Source organism: Peribacillus sp. FSL E2-0159, from assembly GCF_038643155.1.
Classification (GTDB): Bacteria; Bacillota; Bacilli; order Bacillales; family DSM-1321; genus Peribacillus; species Peribacillus simplex.
Map to the genome: position 1 here is coordinate 5,729,984 of NZ_CP152053.1, position 19,518 is coordinate 5,749,501.

Here is a 19,518-nt window from a genome sequence, read left to right on the forward strand (position 1 = left end):
ACTCCATCCTTTTTTCCAAAATTAGATCTTTATTACAAGTAATGCGAGAAGCAGACAAATATATAAAATTCTGAATGACCGACCCCATAATTCAAGAGAAACACTTGAATGTTCAATGATTATTAACAACCAATTCCGACAGTGTTCTCTCTAGTTTTGAAATCAATTTTGTTTTCTCATAATTTAAGGTTAACTTCTTTATATTTTCTTGTATTTTCAGATACATTTGTTTGTCACTTTTCATTGATTTTACATACTTCATCATCTTTGATAGTTCACTATATTCAAAACCGTGACCTGCATCATACTTTGTCATTACCCCATGTTGCCAGCCTTTATAGTTTATTAATGTTGGTTTTCCGGCTGCCCAAAAATCAAAAAGTTTATTTTGACTATTCCTATCCAATATTTCATGATTTCGTACAAAACACAGACCTATATGAGATACAGCCATTAATAAATACGCTTCTTTTTTAGATACCTGATCTAAGAAAATAACGTTGTTTAATTTTTTGCTCTCTTTCACTTGAATTAAGCGCTCTTTTTCCTTTCCGTCCCCTACAATTAGATAGACAATATCAGGGTCATCCGTCTTTTCAGCAAGCTGTAAAATATAATCGATATTATTGATAAATCCCAATGTGCCCGCATATAAACAGATAAACTTCGCTTTTAAACCTAATTTATCCAATGCTTCTTCTTTATCTTCGGAACAAATTCGAGAAAAATAGTCTATATCCGCAAAGTTGGTAACCGTCGAAATTTTTTCCCGTTTAACTCCTTTTTTCAATAAATCTTCTTTCATTCCTGGCGAAAGCACGATGATTTTATCAGCTGCAGAATAAATCATGCTTTCTAGCTTCAATAAAATTGTCTTTAACCATTCATGTCTTATGATTCCCAGTTCAATAGGTATATCTGGCCATAAATCCCTTACTTCAAACACAAATTCGCAGCGCTTTACCTTAGCAAGAAGCATACCTATCAATCCAATTGTCAAAGGAGTAGAGGAAGCATAAACAACGTCTACCCCTTTCTCCTTCACCCCAATAAAAAAACTCTTATACATATAATGAATAAACGATAATAATCTTTTCAGGTAACTATATTCTTGTTTATATTTAGTTTTGGTCGATATGATCTTTATTCCCTCACGCGAATCTATGGAATTTCCGGTGATGATGGTGACTTTATTATTTTTGGAGACTAAAAATTTGGCTATTTCATAAGATCGGGTACTGCCTTTATTGGTATTGAAATATTGATGCAAATAAAGAATCTTCACTTTTTCACTTCCTCTTTTATCCCATGTGATGTGATTTAATTTGACTTACAGCTGAATGATTTGCCTATTGCATTCACCTCAGAAAACAAATGTACCATTTAATATAGGCGAGACCTGTCCCTTTTTTAGAATGGAACGTTTTAACTTTGAAACCCACAAGAATTTTGTACAGCCATTCCTTACCCTTGCTTTTTAGTACATCAGATGGGTTTCACCATCTTGAATGATTTTTTTCTTCACATTAGGCTTGTTCCAGTCAAGGAAGGCTGAGATGGCAATCAAGTCATCCAGGCGGTTGTAAACTGTTTTGTCTTGAACATGGATTTCATGCCCAACTTCAGTAAATTTGTTATCCCTTTCAATGACGTTATTTTTCATGTTCAAAGAGGTAATGTCATAGTCATTTGTAGGGCTGCCATTATTATGAGACCCTCTGATACCAATGCCCGCTGATATAAACTTTTCGTAGGATTTATGAATTTGGTTTATGATGTTTCCTTGGATCTTGGTGAACTTGTTGGAACTAAGAATCGCGATTCCATTGTTGAAGCTATTTTCAATGGTATTGCTTTCAATAAGGGCATTTTTGGTCACATGAATACTGATGCCTCCCCATTCCTCGACATTTGCCTGGACATCATTCACATAATTGCCTTTAATCACGACCGTTTGCAGGAATCCCATCTCTGTTTCAGTAAGATCATGGAATTGCGTTCCGTTGATTGTAATGCCTCGTTCGCTGACTGTTGCATTTTTATCTATATCGTAATACGCATAATCATTAAAAGATTCGCCATTGATTCTATTCCCCACGATCGTAATATTGCCGGGTGGGTAAGCTGAGATATCTCCCCCCTTGTAGTCCATTCCGCCGACAATGATTGGAAAACGCGTGTTTAAGATGACATTATTCGTGAAGGAAACATTATGGCCTGAATGGGTGTCGATGCCTTCCCATCCAGGGTTATTCGCCACCACATTCCCATCCACTGCGATTGTGTCACTTCGCGGGAACTTTGATTGAGCCATTGCATCCCCCGTATTGACTTTCCGGTGGCTAAAGGCGATACCATAGCTTTGTTTGGTATTGCCCACCGTCTCCCCAGGCCCAAGATCTCTCACCGTCGCATGCCTTACAGTCACGTTTCTCGCGGAATACCCGCCGATGCCTGCATATCCAATATCTTTTATGATCATTTTGTTTCTTTTTCTTGAGTCAGACCCTTTAATCGTGACTCCATTCACATGTTCTAAGTAAATGCCAAATCCCTCATACCCGGTGATTTGAACATCCTCGATCAGGATATTTTGAAGCCTCTGCAAATCATTCACAGTCGAATAGACAGACACCAAATCCGCCGTGGATTTTGATTGATCGATTGCAGTAACCTCAATGCCCCTGTTCCGTGCCGCATAATAGTTCCTCAGTTCCCCAGTTTGGGGGTCTTCCGTCCGTCGTTTTCCATCGAGTATCAGGTTTTTGACACCAGTATGGCCCACCTTGATTTTAATGGTGACAGAATCGCTTGAGGGCTGGGTACACATTGTCGTGACTGGTCTTTCGTTCTCCACCGTCCCTTCTAAAGTAACCCCTTCTTTCATCGCAATAAAGGCACTCGCCGTGAACTGGCCTTTTGACAGACGGACCGTTCCCCTTTTCCCATTTGATTGATCTTGCGGAAAGGCTGAAACCCTCGTAATGGCATCATTTAGGATCGTCCGGATCGTTGTAGCGGAATAGTTCGCGTCTAGTGACAGCGTTTGTTTTAACTTCCCTTTATTGTCCAATAACTGAATCAAAGTTCCCGTTGTGGGACCGCAGACCTCGTTTGCCCCGACGGCAGTTGACTGGAAGGAGAAGTACGCCATGATAAGCACGGTAAATATTCCTGTTATTTCATATAATTGTTTCATCTGAAAACTCCCATGTCTTTTATTCATTTTTCGACAGTTGTTTTACACATTCCATGAGCCGATATCAAGGAAACCATAGTCGGCCTAGAAAAAAGGGGGGGCATATCTAATGTTACATGGGATGTGAGATGTGCATTTCTCAAAATCAACATAACATGTGTTAATCTTGAAACAGTTGCTTAAACGTACGGCTAATTCGACAATTTCCCCATACAAAAAAGCCTTCAATCGAATATGGAATAAAGGGTTAAACCGGATTGTGATTGGGGAAAACAAACCTTCTTGCGTGGCTATTGAAAAGTGAATGGCCGGTTAATGCGTGCTTTATAAGGAATGTTCGGCGATTACGAGGGGGGACATCTGTCATTCAAAAGAAAAAGCCTTTCCCCGTTTGTTTACCGGGAAAAGGCTGCAGCTTAATATACTCTTTTTTATGTCGGTATGTATCATTCTTATAGCCCCCGTAAAAGAAAAAGGAGGATATCCAACTTATCGTCAAATATCCTCCTATAGTTCACTGGTTCATTTGATCAAGAAAATCACCCAGGAGATCGTCGAGATTTTCCTCTTCCTCTTCTGGTTCGGGTTCTTTCACTTGTTGTTCAGTTTCATCCAAACTATTCCAATCAAAGTCATCCAGGTCTTTCTTAGGCAGATCCTCCCGGACCTCCTCGGGTTCCTTTTCTTCAGACTCGGCCTGCACATACAATTCCTCATTATTGTTCAAAGAGGCAAGCAAGGCCGTAGCGCGTAAAGGATCGGATAAAAGGTGGTACATAATCGTTCCGAGCATAGCTTCTGAGTGGGAATGCTTGAGCCAATCACGCTGAGATTTACTTAGCTTGTTCGGCATGGGCAGGGCAATCATTTCCCGATCCTGATGGGTGGATTGCCCGACTCCATCGAGAACATACTCAGCAATTTTACTGGAAAAATTCCTTCTTTCCGTTTCCTTCAATTTCTGCAGCTGTCTTAACGTATAGTCTGATACATCCGAAGGGATACGAAAAGTGATGGCTTGCCCTCTTTTAATTTCAGAAGAAGCTGTTTTTTTCATTCTCTCACCTATTTAATGGAGCCCGATCTTTGTTCTTTCTTCTTTTGCTGGGACTGATTCTGTTCCTTTGCATTCCGGCGGTTAAAATCCGAAATCAATTTATAATAGGCGTTTGCCATCATCCAAACGCTTTCCCGCTCATCTTCGAAAAAGTCTATGTTATAGCCATCGAAATTTTGATTCAATGTTTTCAAGTAATCTTTCAGGACAATCGATCCCCCGCCTACAAAATAGCAGATTTCCGTTTGTGAATTTTTTTGCCATACGTTGCGTAGGTGGCGATATTGCTTTTTGGCCAGTTCTCCCAAAATACGGTCAACGATATCATGGACGCTTGTCCGGCTTCCGCGAACCATAATATGATTGCGATCATTTTTCTTAGTGATGATTTCTACGACATCGCGCCTGCTATCCAACTCGACACCATGTTTCTTCCTGATTTCCTCACGAATTGATTCAAGAGCTTCAGCTACTCCCAAATTGAATCCTTGTGCCTTGTCATCGTCAACTTTACGATTTTTAATGACCGCGATATCTGTCGATAGTCCACCGATATCCTGAATGAGGATTCTTCTATCTATCAATTCACGGTTAATGATATTCAAATCTTTATCCATGACCAAATTTATGTATGCTGCAAAGCCCTCTGGATAGACCTTCACTTCATCGAATTTGATATTAACTTTCAACCCTTGGTATTTAGGGGTAATTAAAAATTCCACCTGATGGACAGATCCGAGTAATTTCGACCGATACCCAACGTCTTTTCCTTCTTTAACCTCACGAAGAGGCAAGCCTGTTCCAAGTGTATAATTGGCTTCCACAACATTATTAACTTTTTTGAATGTATCATTGTTCCCCTGTTTGGCAGCGTCTAATGCCAGAGCCGCAAAAAGCATGACCAATGTTTGATCTTCTTCTGATTTACTGCTTCCCAAATCCAATTCGGTAGGATTATCGCTTTTTGTCGCTAAGTTCCCAACGCGATAAATAGCATTATTATCTTGAAGGGCTGGTGAATGAACTCTGATATGAATCCCTTCCAATGGATTTTTTTCATCAAGTTCCTCAATCCCGATGACTGGACGATCCTCTATGTCTTTTGCAATGACGTTCGGTATATAAAGTTCAGACTCTAGCTTTCCAAAAATAGCCTTGATAGCATCATTTCCTACGTCTACTGCTGCGATTCTAGAACTCATCTAAAACATCCCCTTTTTTATTGAAAAAAATTAAGTGAAGCATTCCCTTTAAGAATAGGAAAAGTTTCCACGATAGTCAATCCTTCATAAGTTGTAGCTATATTTGTCGAATTGTTTTCAAATTGTTTACAATAGGAACAAATATGTATACACCTTATATATAGCCGCGTGTACGTAATTGTAAACATGTATACTCATTTGTGTACAATGTGTCTATTTTTGTTTACATGCATACGTATTTGTAAACAAACCAAATAATGTATTTTTTTCAATCTTTCTTCTTACAGAAATAAGCGTATAAATAGCGCTTTGGACATGGTAATAAATGGGCGCTTTGCTAACTGAACTGTAGGGAGGTATTCAAATGAATGAAAAAAACACAGACCTTCCCCGATTTCCGGAACCCTATTGGCGCAGTGCGTTAACTTTCCCTTCTTTTTCTAAACTAGATACAGATATAACCACTGATGTCTTAATAGTAGGCGGAGGAATTACTGGAATCACATCTGCTTATCTACTAGCTAAACAAGGTGTTAAAGTCACACTGATTGAATCAGGCGAAATCCTTACTGGAACGACAGGACACACTACAGCAAAAATTACGGGCGAGCATGGCTTGATTTATGACCGGTTGATCACTGACCATGGTAAAGAGAAGGCCAAACTTTATTATGAAGCCAATGCAGATGGAATGAAACTAATTAAAGACTTGGTAGAAGAACATTCCATTGAATTCAATTTGACTGCAAAAGATGCTTATGATCCCTTTCTCCATTCCTTGTAAATCTTCTATGATCCAAGCACAGTTTCACCCCTTTAAAATATTTAACGGCCCTCCTCTTCACGATTCTGGAAGCTGAAAAAGTTTCCACGATAGTCAATCCTTCATTAGTTGTAGCTATATTTGTCGAATTGTTTTCAATTTGTTTACAATAGGAACAAATATGTATACACCTTATATATAGCTATGTGTACGTGATTGTAAACATGTATACTTATTTGTGTACAATGTATCTATTTTTGTTTACATGTATACGAATTTGTAAACAAACCAAATAATGTATTTTTTTAATATTTCTTCTTACAAAAATTAGCGTATAAATAGCGGATTTGGGTATGGTAATAAATGGACGATTCACTATCTGAACTGTATGGAGGTATTCAAATGAATGAAAAAAATACAGACCTTCCCCGATTTCCGGAACCCTATTGGCGCAGTGCGTTAACTTTCCCTTCTTTTTCTAAACTAGATACAGATATAACCACTGATGTCTTAATAGTAGGCGGAGGAATTACTGGAATCACATCTGCTTATCTACTAGCTAAACAAGGTGTTAAAGTCACACTGATTGAAGCAGGCGAAATCCTTACTGGGACGACAGGACACACTACAGCAAAAATCACGGCCCAGCATGGCTTGATTTATGACCAGTTGATCACTGACCATGGTAAAGAGAAGGCCAAACTTTACTATGAAGCCAATGCAGAGGGAATGAAGCTAATAAAAGACTTGGTAGAGGAACATTCCATTGAATGTAATTTGACTGTACAGGATGCCTATGTCTACGCAAATACGGATGAATATAAAAGCAAAATTCAAAATGAACTGAAAGCCTATCAAAAACTCGGCATTCGGGGGGATTATGCAGAGAATATCCCTTTCTCCATTCCTTGTAAAGCTGCTGTGATAATGAAAGATCAAGCACAGTTTCACCCGTTAAAATACTTAACTGCCCTCATTTCGACAATTCTCGAAAGTGGAGGCACAATTTATGAACGGACAACGGCAATGAAGATTGAAGACGGCGATCCGCCAACCGTTCTGACGGATACTGGACATTCAATCAAAAGCAATCAGGTAATCGTTGCCTCCCACTTCCCCTTTAACGATGAAACGGGCTTATACTTTGCCCGTGTTCATGTAAATAGGTCCTATGTGCTTGGTATCAAGACTGAGCAGGAATATCCTGGCGGGATGTATTACAGTGCAGACAGCCCTACCCGCTCCCTTCGCTATACGGAATTGAACAATGGGGAAAAACTTATACTTGTTGGCGGAGATGGCCATAAAACAGGCCAGGGAATCTCGATGATCGAGCATTATGAAGCACTGAAGGACTTCAGTTCCCAGTATTTCGATGTGAAGGACATTCCCTATCGCTGGTCGGCACAGGATATCGTGACACCGGATAATATCCCCTTCGTCGGTCCAGTGACAGCCAACCATCAAAACGTCCAGATAGCTACCGGCTATGCGAAATGGGGAATGACGAATGGATCGATTGCCGCAAAGATCTTAACTGACCGGATTTTACAAAGAGATAACCGGTATGCGGAATTATATGACCCTGCCCGTCTAAAAGGCGTGAAAAATATGGTCCAAGATAATGCTGATGTGGCGAAGCATCTGATCAAAGGTAAATTGGCCGTCATTCATAAAACGCCAGAAGAACTAGGTAATGATGAAGGAGCAATCGTGAAGGTGAATGGAGACAAAGCTGGGTGTTACCGTGATCATGATGGCCAGCTTCATATAGTCGACTCCACATGTACTCACATGGGATGCGAAGTTGCCTGGAATAGCGGCGACCGTACCTGGGACTGTCCATGCCATGGCTCCCGCTACTCTATCGCTGGTGAAGTTTTAAATGGCCCTGCTGTCGAACCATTGAAAAAAATACGCTAATGGTCAATTTGTGATTTTATCTAATAGTCGACTGAGACCGCCGTTTTCCTTATACTGAAGTTACTGCATGATTGAATGGTTGCAAATAACTCTAAAAGGATTGAATTGAATATGAACGGTAAAAATCGGAAAGATATTACCCCAGGTACCTCTGTGGACATTGTACTGAAAGCAGATCAACGCAGCGGAAAACTGACAAGTGGCACTGTAAAGGATATTTTAACCAACTCCAGCACTCACCCACATGGAATTAAAGTAAGATTGACTGATGGCCAGGTTGGCAGGGTTCAAGTCATTCATAAGTAATGTGCACTCGGTCCAGGCCGAGTGTTTTTTTGTGATTATTCGACCGAATTAATGACAATGGGGATATTTCAATCATGTTTCCCGTTCATAATTCGTACAATAGGGGTAAGATTATCTCTTTTAAAAAAGGCTGGTGTCAAAATGAAAGAATACAATGCCCCTGATAGGGTTCATTACCGCAACGATGAACATACATTGAAAGTTTCCGGCTCAGAGACGCTATCTGCCGCTCCGGATCAAGCCACAATCACCCTAGGAGTCATAACAGAGGATAAAGACCCGCAAAAGGCCCAGCAAGCCAATTCCCAAGCAATCGCAAATGTGATCGCATCGCTTAAATCCGCAGGCATTCCTGAAGAGCAATTGAAAACGAGTGATTACAGAATCGATCCACAATATGATTATATTGACGGAAAGGAATTGTTCAAGAACTACAAAGTCCAACACATCATCCAAGCCCAAACGACCGACATCGAGAAAATAGGCAGCATAATCGACACTGCCGTCAGAAGCGGTGCCAATTCAATCACCAGCATCCGCTTCTCTTTATCCAATCCAGATGCATACTATAACCAGGCACTTTCTCTCGCTTTAAAAAATGCATACGAAAAAGCACTCTCCATGGCTCGAACGCTAGGAATCTCATTGAACCCAGTCCCTAATAAGGTTGAAGAGCTATCTGAAACGGCAACCCCAATGCTTTACCAAACAAGTACCTTTTCGAAAATGGCTTCTACCCCGATTCAGCCTGGCGAATTGAACATCACTGCCTCAGTAAGGGTAGAGTACACGTACTAGCACTCACTAAATTCCATCCTAAAAACCCCCCTTGATGAACAATGGGGGGTTTCACTTTAAAAGACTACCGTCTTATTTTCATGAACAAGGACGCGGTCCTCCAAATGCCATTTAACGGCACGTGCCAGCACCCTGCGTTCAGCTGAACGACCGATTTTCTTCATATCCCCAGCAGAATCACGATGGTCCACACGTTCAATATCCTGCTCGATGATTGGACCTTCATCCAAATCATTCGTCACATAATGAGAAGTCGCACCAATCAGCTTAACACCTCTGTCATAAGCTCTTTCATAAGGCCGTGCTCCAATAAATGCAGGTAAAAATGAATGATGTATATTGATGATTTTGTTTGGATGGGCCGCTACGAAGTCCGGCGTCAATATCTGCATATACCTGGCTAAGATAATAAGGTCCACTTTGAATTCTTCCAGAAGTCCAAGCTGTTTTGTCTCCACTTCCCTACGTATATCCTTATTTGCAGGAATGTAATAAAATGGGATGCCCATCGATTCGACAATTTGCCTGGTATCTTCATGATTACTGATGACCAGCGCAATATCAGCTAATAAATCCCCGCTTTGCCACTCCCATAACAATTCCAGAAGGCAATGCGGTTCCTTGGAAACGAAGATTGCCGTCCTCTTCAAATCACTCACATGGTTAAATGTCCATTGCATCGAGAATGCTGTCGAAACTTCCTGGAATGCCAGTTGCATATCCGCTGCCCTATCCTTCAATCCCGGACAATCGAATTCGATCCTGGTGAAAAAGGTACCGCCCTCAGGATTCATCGAATACTGACTCAATTCAACAATATTTGCATCATATTCATTAAGAAAGGCAGTAACTGTCGAAACAATTCCTGGCCGATCCGGACACTTTATAATCAAACGGCCTCTATCTTGATTTCTTTCGCGAAATTCCTGTAACTGCTCTTGCACAAAGTTGCTCACCATTTTCCCAACTGCCCTTCTTCTATTTTGCTATATTATACTTCAATTCATAGGCAAAATTAAAGTCAGTCAATCAATACGAGATTTTGTTGGCGGCCACCATGGTCCTTGTCTGAAATCCTTCACTACTTTCAACGATGCACAATTACATATAGTTGAATTTAAGAAACAAAATGAATTAATAAAGAAAATAGTATTACGATAGAACAAATTCTTACCATAATAAATGAGAATCGGGATTTATTTTTAATTGCGATATATGTAAATGTTGGGGTCGAAAATAAAAACAAAAATTGCATCCAAATAGGCTCATCAAAAGGACCCGTACACAATAAAATCGTTATCGCCAATGCATAAACGATTAGTATGATAGAAAGCGGAATCATTCTTCCTTTCAGCTTCTTCCCCTCCTATAAATTCTATAGCGACGGAGCGCAGAAGTGTAGACATATCTTGGGAACATTGGTAAATCAAGTGAATGCAGGTCTAAAAGCCCCCCCTTTTCTTACAGGGGGGTAGTAATTTCATAAATGACTAATATGATTTTGAAACGAGGTATATCTGTGCTTTTTTATTTATTATTTATTTTTTTTCACCTAAACTTGCTGCTAAAGATAAAAATATATATGGGAAAGCTAATAAAATTAAATCCGGAAATCCGTATTTCTCAAATACTAGGTTGTTCGGGGTTTCCTCATCAATATAAAAGCCAGAGCCTGCCATATAAAATCCAACAAGTAAATAAGTTAGAAGGGAAATAGCAAGGGTACTAATAGTTAGTGTATTTAATTTGATTTTAACGATAGTTAATCCGAAATAGATCAAATAAACAATTCCTAAAAGTAGTAACAGTAGAGAAATATAATCTGGCTCATATATTGCTTGATTGGAACTATTAAACATGTGAAATCATCCTCTTACTTAAATTTATACTTGATGTAAACACCTTACGTTGGATTGCATTTATTGTAATAAGTTGATGAAAGCGATAAATCAGGACGCCAAGGTTCTAAGTTCCAAGGTGATTTGTAAATTGTTAATTGATTTACAGCATGACAAATGAATTGATCTTTAATTCTTCCTTCTCTTGAGTTTGATATATGGGCTTTAAATGAAGGATCAGCTTTTTAATTCAGCCCATATACCTTTTATTAATGAAGGTTGAATTGTAATAATTTAATCGTATATAAAAGTAAATTATTTAACGTTCCTACTTTGGAACAATGGGTTTCATTTTTGAGTAAATAAAGAGAAAGTGATGATATGAAATGAGGGTCTTTTATTCCAAGAGTCACTAATTCTACTCTAGTAACACTTGCAAAATCAAATGGAGTTTCCTTTTTATAAAGCTATCCTCTATTCATATTTCATAGGTTTTAATCGCGGAAAAGTCGGCCTGATCACGGTCGACTTTTTTTATTGAAATAGAAATGACCTAGATATGAGAATGAAAAGATACCATTAATTCTCATCCTCTATTAATAGGCACTATCATTCTTCCAATAAATAACTGGTGAATTTAAAGGAAATCAAGGCAAAGGTCGAGAACCTTTATGAAATGCATAGTGAAGGGGATTCTTGAATGAAATGTCGGCATGTTCTGGACACCCTTTTTTATTTCAGTTTTAATTTCCCTAGTTAATGAGGTTATTTCACTGCCTCATAAGGGTATAGACCATTCTATTAGTTTTTTTCAAAGGGGGAAATGAAATTATCATGAAAACATCAGTTACATTCATTGTATCCATTCTGGCTGTTCTCGGTCTTCTGTCCGGCTGTGCTGAAAAGGACCAGCTGGAGGATGGAAGCAAGCTGATCAATAAGGACCAGTTTGTTTTCGCCGCCTCAGGCGAATTCAAGCCATTCAGTTATGTCAATGATGACATGACCGTAACCGGATTCGATATTGAGGTCGGCGATGCAATAGCAAAGGAACTGGACTTGGAGCCAGTACCTAAACGGATAAAATTCAAAGGTATTGTGGAAGGTGTCAAAACCGGTCGGGCAGATGCCGCGGTTGCCAGTCATACAATCAATGAACAACGAAGTAAACATGTTGCCTTCTCTACCCCTTATTACTACTCAGGTCCTCAAATTTTCGTCCGCTCAGATAGTGATATTAAAACGGTCGAAGATTTAAAGGGAAAGGAAGTTGCGGCTTCTAAAGGCTCCACGTACGCAACCACAGCAGAAAAGTATACAACCAATGTAAAAACCTATGACAGTGATATCACAGCCCTGAAGGCATTGAGCGGAGGACGTCATGATGCCGTCATCACCGACTTCGTAACCGGCAAGGAAGCGGCCAAGGAAGGTTTCGACATCGAAGGAAGACAATTGATCGAACGAAGCGAGCAGGCCATCGTACTGCCCAACGACAACCCTCAGCTGCTTGCACGCATTAACGAAGCACTTGAAAACCTCCGGGAAGATGGAACGCTTGCGGAAATCAGCAAAAAATACTTTGGTGAGGACATCACAACCAAGCCTGAATAAAGATTGATAGAAAGGGAGTCATTACATTGCCAAGTTTTTCACATTTTTTTGATACATTATTTAACTCCTCGGACGTATTCATCCGAGCCATGCTCCTCACATTGGAACTGACGGTAGTTTCCATATTGGTAGGAATCGTCATCGGATTGCTATTTGCACTTTTAAAAATTTCCAATATAAAAATACTTACATGGATTTCAGATACATATGTATTCCTGGTACGGGGAACACCGCTAATCGTACAGATATTCATACTATATTTCGGTATCAGCAATCTCTTCTTACTGCCGGACTTCTGGGCGGCGTCACTTGCCTTGGCCTTCCATAATGGAGCTTATATCTCTGAAATTTTACGTGGTACGATCCAATCCATCGATAAAGGCCAAATGGAAGCAGGACGCTCCCTTGGCATGAGCAAATCACTCACATTAAGAAGGATCATCTTACCTCAAGCCTTCCGTCGCGCATTGCCGCCGCTAGGCAACCAATTCATCATCGGATTGAAGGATTCATCACTGGCAGCCTTCATCTCCATGAATGAGCTGTTTAACGTGGCGACTACGTTGGGTTCGAATAATTTCGATGAAATGACTTATTTACTGATTGTAGCGGTCTACTACTTGATTCTAGTGGCATTCCTGACCATTATCGTCAATTTATTCGAAAAGAAACTTTCCATTAGTGATCGATAGGGGGAATTGAAATGGAACAAAAAGAAATGATTCGCATTAGGAATTTAAATAAATCGTATGGAGACCTGCATGTACTCAAAGATATTGATATGAAGGTACTAGATAGCGATGTTGTCTGTCTGATCGGGCCAAGCGGTTCCGGAAAAAGCACCCTGCTTCGCTGTTTGAATTATTTAGAGAAAAAAGACAGCGGGCAAATCCTCATTGAAGGAACGGAAATCCAACCGGGTACCCATGATATTAATAAAATCCGCGAGAAAGTCGGAATGGTTTTTCAGCATTTCTACCTCTTCCCGCATATGACTGTATTGGAAAATGTCATCGAAGCACCGACTCACGTCAAAAAGGTCCCTAAGGCCCAGGCGATCGAAGAAGCAAAAGCATTGCTTGCCAAAGTTGGCTTATCAGATAAAGCGGATGTCTATCCAAGCAAGCTCTCAGGTGGGCAGAAACAGCGTGTCGCCATAGCCCGTGCCCTTGCCATGAAGCCTGATATCCTACTCTTTGATGAGCCTACCTCGGCTCTGGATCCCGAACTTGTCGGGGAAGTTCTTGCAACGATGAAGGAACTTGCCTTGGAAGGGATGACAATGGTAGTCGTTACACATGAAATGAGCTTTGCACGTGAAGTTGGAGATTGGATTGTCTTCATGCATAATGGGAGGGTTGTCGAAAGCGGCCCGCCAAAAGAATTCTTCACCAATCCAAAAGAAGAGCGGACAAAAGAATTTTTGCAAACGACAGTCTTTTGATTTCCATCCTAAAATCTGTCTATTAGCGAGAATAATTCGTCCTAGAGCCTAAATCACCATTATAAGCAATGCAGGCGTGACTTCCTGTATTGCTTATTTTGTTTTCTATATTCGTGAGATGGATAGTTCCCTTAATTACATGAACAAAGTTTCAGGGATATTTTCGCTCTGATTGTACAAACTAAATACTTGATGAATTGTTTCAGATAAACCCTGATTCCGGCTCGAACATGGAAAAATATCTGTATTTATGGTATATATACAGGTAAAATTAAAAGAAGTATATAAATGAAAGAGGTCGAATTCAGTTGGAAAATAACTCTTCGAATTTTATTAAAAATATTATAAAAGATGATCTAGAGTCCGGAAAACATGATCATGTCATCACTCGCTTCCCTCCTGAGCCGAACGGATATTTACATATCGGGCATGCCAAATCAATCATTTTGAATTTTGGGGTGGCTGATGATTTCAATGGGAAAACTAACCTTCGTTTCGATGATACGAATCCATTGAAAGAGGATATTGAGTATGTCAACTCCATTAAGGAAGATGTAAAATGGCTCGGTTACGACTGGGATAATCTTTTCTTCGCTTCCGACTATTTTGATGAAATGTATAAAAGAGCTGTGCTGCTTATCAATAAAGGACTGGCATATGTGGACGACCTTAATGCCGACCAAATCCGTGAATATCGCGGAACGCTGACTGAGCCGGGGAAAGATAGCCCCTACCGCAATAGGAGCGTCGAGGAAAATCTTGAACTATTTGAAAAGATGCGCAGCGGCGAATTCGGGAACGGCGCAAAAGTATTGCGTGCAAAAATCGATATGAGCTCACCTAATATTAATTTGCGTGATCCCGTCATATACCGTATCTCCCATACTGAACACCATAATACCGGAAACAAATGGTGCATCTACCCAATGTATGCCTTTGCCCACCCAATTGAAGATGCCATCGAGGGAGTCACACACTCCATCTGTACGCTTGAGTTCGAAGATCAACGCCCTCTTTATGACTGGATCGTTGAAAATTGTGAAATGGAAAGCAAGCCAAAACAATATGAATTTGGCCGTCTTAACCTGACCAATACAGTAATGAGCAAGCGAAAATTGAAGCAGCTTGTCGATGAGGGCCTCGTGGACGGCTGGGACGACCCACGGATGCCTACTGTTTCAGGTTTGCGGAGGCGCGGGTATACACCCGAAGCGATCCGTGCATTCTGCCAAGAGATAGGTGTCGCAAAAACAAGCGGTGTCGTAGACTCTCAAATGCTTGATCATTTCGTGCGGGAAGACTTAAAGCTGAAGGCTCCACGGACTATGGCTATCCTAAACCCACTTAAAGTGGTCATCACCAACTATCCGGAAGGCGAGATAGAATGGCTGGATGCTGAGGTCAATCCGGAAGTTCCGGAAATGGGCACACGCCAAATCCCGTTTTCACGTGAAATATATATCGAACAGGACGATTTTATGGAAGATCCGCCGAAAAAGTATTTCCGACTTTTCCCGGGCAATGAAGTCCGTTTGAAACATGCTTATTTCATTAAATGTGAAGAAGTGATAAAAGACGAAGCCGGTAACGTCATTGAACTTCGCTGCACATACGACATTGAAACGAAAAGCGGATCGGGCTTCACTGGCCGTAAAGTAAAAGGTACATTGCACTGGGTCGAAGCTTCACAAGCCGTTTCAGCAGAATTCCGCAACTACCAGCCTTTAATCTTGGATAAGGAAAATGATGAAGAGGAAGAAAAATCATTCTTGGACCTGGTAAACCCTGATTCTGTAGAAATTTTACAAGGATTTGTCGAGCCTAACATGAAAGATGTTAAGCCTCAGGATAAATTCCAATTCTTCAGGCATGGCTATTATAATGTTGATTCAAAACTCACTGCGGCCGATCACTTGGTCTTCAACCAAATCGTTGGGTTGAAAAGTTCATTCAAGTTATAGAATCACGGAAAAAGAACCAGATTCCTAGCGAATCTGGTTCTTTTTCATTCTCTGCACCTTATGTCATTTTTTCTCGTAAAGTTTAATCCCTTGCTTGGAAAGGGCCTGTTTAAGAGTACTATGTGTCGAAACCTGACTAAAATCAAGACCTAACTGAATCGATGTCTGGGCCACTTCAGGACGAATCCCGGAAATGGTCGATTGAATGCCTAACAGGTTCAGGGTACTTATCAATTGATAGATCTGTTGGGCAACCATCGTATCTAAAAGGGAGACTCCCGATAAATCGATGAATAAGTGAGTGACATTTTTGCTAATGCATTTGCTTGGAGTCGCATTCAAAATTTCCTTTGCCCGATAGGTATCGATTTCACCGATTAACGGCAATACCGCAATGGCATCAACAATGGGAATGACGGGTGCGCCCAGTTCATTAATCAGCTCCTGTTGAGCTAGTAAACGTTCTTTTGTCAAAAGGTAATACTGCTCAGTGAACTCACGGTTCAATTGATCGAAGGCACCATTAATAAGCCGGCTCCACCGGATGATTGTATCTTTCGTTATCCCCTTATCCTGTAGCATATAATCAGTGATGAAGGCCCAATATGTTTCACGAACCTTATTTAGCGCTTCCAACACTTCGTAAATGGGGGTGTCCGATTCAACCCTGCTCTTCGCGACAAGTGTGGCCCACTGCTCCATCGTATCAATAAAAGCAGTTTTATCTTCAAGTAAAGCACTTGTCACTGTCTTGATGGTCAATGTATTCTGTTCTCTAAGAAGCTTTTCGATTTCCACATTGGAATCCATTGAATAGATGGATCCAGACTGCTTTTCCCTTAAAGCCAGCCAGTTTTCCGTAATCTTGGATGAGTTATCAAGGATATATCGGTATAAATTTTCATCTATTTTATCCATTTGAGTTCCCCTATCTCACTAGTTATTTCATTTTAAAAAGTATTAATAAATCTCCATATCCCTCTCTCTCCATTTCATTTCTAGGAATGAATCGAAGGGCCGCAGAGTTTATGCAATATCTCGTGCCTTTAGGGCTTGGGCCATCAGGAAAAACATGTCCAAGGTGTGAATCGGCGTCCCTGCTGCGCACCTCTGTCCGGGTCATTCGGTGGCTGAGATCCATTTTCTCATTGACACTTGCCGACATGATGGGCTTCGTGAAGCTTGGCCACCCACAACCACTATCATACTTATCCCGCGAACAGAATAGAGGCTCCCCAGAAACGACATCCACATAGATGCCTTCTTCAAAGTGATCCCAATAAACATTATCGAAAGGCGGCTCCGTGCCATTTTCCTGGGTGACATGAAACTGACTCTCCGTTAAGGTTTTTCTCAGGTGTGCATTATCCTTAGGCCAATTTTCTTTAATGAATGTATCCCGTCCCGAGCCTTTACGATACAATGCATAGCGAAATTGATTTTTCCGATAGAATTCTTGATGATACTCCTCTGCCTCGTAAAATTTCCCCGAGGGTAGAATATTCGTAACAATAGGTTTCTTAAACCGCCCGCTCATCATTAATTCTTCCTTCGATTGTTCTGCCTCCTGTTTCTGACGTTCATTAAGATAGAAAATGGCTGCCTTGTATTGCTTTCCCCTATCCGAGAACTGTCCATCGTCATCCGTAGGATCGATTTGGCGCCAGAATATCTCTAATAACGTTTTATAGGAAATGATTGATGGATCGAATACCACTTGAACCCCTTCAACATGATCGGTCGACCCGGTAATCACTTGTTTATAACTAGGTGCGGCAAAATTTCCGCCTGTATAACCTGATGTCACTGAAATAATACCATCCATTTCATCAAAGGGAGCAACCATGCACCAAAAACAGCCTCCTGCAAAGATAGCCGTTTCTTTTCCAGCCATCGTCATCCTAAAACTCCCCTTTCGCGCCTGCCATTTTATGTATTATATACCAGCAAGCCAAACGCCTTCAAATTCAAAAATCGTTTTCTATCTTTGCTGTACAAATATTAAAAGGGGCACTTAGGAGTATACCCAAGTGCCCTTTTGTGTTAGATTCGTTAATTATAGTATCACGCTTACAATGATCGCTGATAGGATGCTGACAAGAGTCGCACCGTATAACAGCTTCAAGCCGAAACGGGCCACAACATTTCCCTGTTTTTCATGAAGTCCTTTGACTGCACCGGCAATGATTCCAATAGATGAGAAATTAGCGAATGAAACCAAGAAAACCGAAACGATCCCTATCGTCCTATCGCTCAAGGCTGCAGATGCGTCCCCTAAGCTCAGCATGGCAACGAATTCATTGGTTACTAGCTTAGTCGCCATGATTCCGCCTGCAGTAACGGTTTCTGAAATCGGTATCCCCATGATAAAGGCAAACGGGGCAAAAATATACCCCAAGATGTCTTGGAAACTTATGCCGATGATCATATCGAATAAGCTGTTGATTCCTGCAATTAGTGCAACGAAACCAATTAACATCGCGGCTACAGTGATAGCAACCTTAAATCCATCCATGATATATTCCCCAAGCATTTCGAAAAACGACTGCTTCTCTGCTCCTTCTTCAACAGGGAGAATATCATCTTCATCCGTTACCGTATAAGGATTGATAATGGATGCAATGATAAATCCACCAAACATGTTAATAACAATAGCCGTCACAACATACTTTGGTTCAATCATGGTCATATAAGCACCGACGATCGACATCGATACGGTTGACATGGCTGACGCACAAAGCGTATACATGCGAGATGGCGGAATGGCACCGAGTTGTTTTTTCAAGGTTATGAAAACCTCGGATTGACCCACTATTGCTGACGCTACCGCATTGTAAGATTCCAATTTTCCCATCCCATTCACTTTACTTAGCAGGAATCCAATCCACTTCATGATGAACGGAAGGATCTTAAAGTGCTGTAAAATTCCAATTAATGCCGAGATGAATACGATAGGAAGAAGGACATTTAAAAAGAAGGGCGATGCTCCTTCGTTTACAATCCCGCCAAATACAAATGTGATCCCTTCATTTGCCCATTCTAAAAGTTTTCCGAAACCATCGGCAATCGAATTGATGATCACTAAACCGAACTTCGTATTTAATAATAGATAAGTTAAAATAAGCTGCATGATCACCATGAGGATGATCGGTTTAATTTTAACTTTCTTCCGGTCACTGCTGACTAATAAAGCTAGTCCAAAAACAATGAGCAGTCCTAAAATTGCAATCAGAAATTTCATATATTCTGCCTCCACTAAGGGTGAATTAAATGATCGTGCATTAATAGTAGGTTACCCTCAAAAAATTTATGCAAACGTTTTCTCTTTCATCCAAAATACATGTACGTACCTCTCCAGAAGTCTATATTAAACTAATATTTTTTTAAGTGCAATTATTATTTCCCTTTTTAGA

General features: G+C 40.5%; 17 protein-coding genes. 8 read left to right on the forward strand and 9 right to left on the reverse strand.

Going from position 1 to position 19,518, the window contains the following annotated elements:
* Nucleotides 1–112: 112 nt before the first annotated feature.
* The 4 genes from NYE63_RS28045 to NYE63_RS28060 all read right to left on the reverse strand — a co-directional run bounded on the left by NYE63_RS28045 (nucleotide 113) and on the right by NYE63_RS28060 (nucleotide 5,458).
* Entirely contained in the window at nucleotides 113–1,285 is a 1,173-nt protein-coding gene (locus tag NYE63_RS28045) for a glycosyltransferase family 4 protein (protein WP_342603624.1), read from the reverse strand.
* 192 nt (nucleotides 1,286–1,477) lie between these two features.
* On the reverse strand, nucleotides 1,478–3,199 hold the full coding sequence (locus NYE63_RS28050) for a hypothetical protein (RefSeq protein WP_342603625.1): 1,722 nt from the start codon (nucleotides 3,197–3,199) through the stop codon (nucleotides 1,478–1,480).
* A gap of 514 nt (nucleotides 3,200–3,713) precedes the next feature.
* Nucleotides 3,714–4,256 (reverse strand): hypothetical protein, encoded by a 543-nt coding sequence (locus NYE63_RS28055; protein ID WP_342603626.1) that lies wholly within the window; start codon nucleotides 4,254–4,256, stop codon nucleotides 3,714–3,716.
* Nucleotides 4,257–4,264: 8 nt separating this feature from the next.
* Nucleotides 4,265–5,458, reverse strand: coding sequence for a ParM/StbA family protein (locus NYE63_RS28060; protein ID WP_289333799.1), 1,194 nt, complete (start codon nucleotides 5,456–5,458; stop codon nucleotides 4,265–4,267).
* Between the two features lie 364 nt (nucleotides 5,459–5,822).
* Between NYE63_RS28060 and NYE63_RS28065 the strand changes: the two genes are divergently transcribed.
* The 4 genes from NYE63_RS28065 (at nucleotide 5,823) to NYE63_RS28080 (ending at nucleotide 9,248) form a co-directional block, all read left to right on the forward strand.
* Nucleotides 5,823–6,242 (forward strand): FAD-binding oxidoreductase, encoded by a 420-nt coding sequence (locus NYE63_RS28065; protein WP_342603627.1) that lies wholly within the window; start codon nucleotides 5,823–5,825, stop codon nucleotides 6,240–6,242.
* Nucleotides 6,243–6,623: 381 nt separating this feature from the next.
* The gene (locus NYE63_RS28070) at nucleotides 6,624–8,144 is read left to right on the forward strand and encodes an FAD-dependent oxidoreductase (RefSeq protein ID WP_342603628.1); all 1,521 of its coding nucleotides are present in this window, start codon (nucleotides 6,624–6,626) and stop codon (nucleotides 8,142–8,144) included.
* A gap of 111 nt (nucleotides 8,145–8,255) precedes the next feature.
* A complete protein-coding gene (locus NYE63_RS28075; RefSeq protein WP_063234246.1) occupies nucleotides 8,256–8,450 on the forward strand; it encodes a YwbE family protein in 195 nt (64 codons plus the stop codon).
* A gap of 141 nt (nucleotides 8,451–8,591) precedes the next feature.
* Nucleotides 8,592–9,248: an SIMPL domain-containing protein gene (locus tag NYE63_RS28080; protein WP_342603629.1), complete on the forward strand. Its 657-nt coding sequence runs from the start codon at nucleotides 8,592–8,594 to the stop codon at nucleotides 9,246–9,248.
* 56 nt (nucleotides 9,249–9,304) lie between these two features.
* On the opposite strand, the gene purU is transcribed toward NYE63_RS28080, so the two are convergent.
* Both purU and NYE63_RS28090 read right to left on the reverse strand, forming a co-directional pair.
* Nucleotides 9,305–10,204: a formyltetrahydrofolate deformylase gene (purU, locus tag NYE63_RS28085; RefSeq protein ID WP_342605884.1), complete on the reverse strand. Its 900-nt coding sequence runs from the start codon at nucleotides 10,202–10,204 to the stop codon at nucleotides 9,305–9,307.
* A gap of 582 nt (nucleotides 10,205–10,786) precedes the next feature.
* Entirely contained in the window at nucleotides 10,787–11,107 is a 321-nt protein-coding gene (locus NYE63_RS28090) for a hypothetical protein (RefSeq protein ID WP_063234248.1), read from the reverse strand.
* An 813-nt stretch (nucleotides 11,108–11,920) separates the two neighbouring features.
* Here NYE63_RS28090 and NYE63_RS28095 point away from each other — a divergent pair.
* From NYE63_RS28095 to NYE63_RS28110, 4 genes are all read left to right on the forward strand, one after another.
* Nucleotides 11,921–12,700 (forward strand): transporter substrate-binding domain-containing protein, encoded by a 780-nt coding sequence (locus tag NYE63_RS28095; RefSeq protein WP_342603630.1) that lies wholly within the window; start codon nucleotides 11,921–11,923, stop codon nucleotides 12,698–12,700.
* A 26-nt stretch (nucleotides 12,701–12,726) separates the two neighbouring features.
* Nucleotides 12,727–13,392, forward strand: a complete 666-nt coding sequence (locus NYE63_RS28100; protein ID WP_283899850.1) for an amino acid ABC transporter permease — start codon at nucleotides 12,727–12,729, stop codon at nucleotides 13,390–13,392.
* An 11-nt stretch (nucleotides 13,393–13,403) separates the two neighbouring features.
* A complete protein-coding gene (locus tag NYE63_RS28105) occupies nucleotides 13,404–14,144 on the forward strand; it encodes an amino acid ABC transporter ATP-binding protein (RefSeq protein WP_342603631.1) in 741 nt (246 codons plus the stop codon).
* Nucleotides 14,145–14,452: 308 nt separating this feature from the next.
* The gene (locus NYE63_RS28110; protein WP_342603632.1) at nucleotides 14,453–16,105 is read left to right on the forward strand and encodes a glutamine--tRNA ligase/YqeY domain fusion protein; all 1,653 of its coding nucleotides are present in this window, start codon (nucleotides 14,453–14,455) and stop codon (nucleotides 16,103–16,105) included.
* Between the two features lie 63 nt (nucleotides 16,106–16,168).
* On the opposite strand, the gene NYE63_RS28115 is transcribed toward NYE63_RS28110, so the two are convergent.
* The 3 genes from NYE63_RS28115 to NYE63_RS28125 form a co-directional block, all read right to left on the reverse strand.
* Nucleotides 16,169–17,023, reverse strand: coding sequence for an STAS domain-containing protein (locus NYE63_RS28115; RefSeq protein ID WP_342603633.1), 855 nt, complete (start codon nucleotides 17,021–17,023; stop codon nucleotides 16,169–16,171).
* A gap of 22 nt (nucleotides 17,024–17,045) precedes the next feature.
* Nucleotides 17,046–18,005, reverse strand: coding sequence for a peptide-methionine (R)-S-oxide reductase MsrB (gene msrB, locus NYE63_RS28120; protein ID WP_342603634.1), 960 nt, complete (start codon nucleotides 18,003–18,005; stop codon nucleotides 17,046–17,048).
* A gap of 156 nt (nucleotides 18,006–18,161) precedes the next feature.
* Nucleotides 18,162–19,346, reverse strand: coding sequence for a nucleoside transporter C-terminal domain-containing protein (locus NYE63_RS28125; RefSeq protein WP_342603635.1), 1,185 nt, complete (start codon nucleotides 19,344–19,346; stop codon nucleotides 18,162–18,164).
* Between the last annotated feature and the right edge of the window lie 172 nt (nucleotides 19,347–19,518).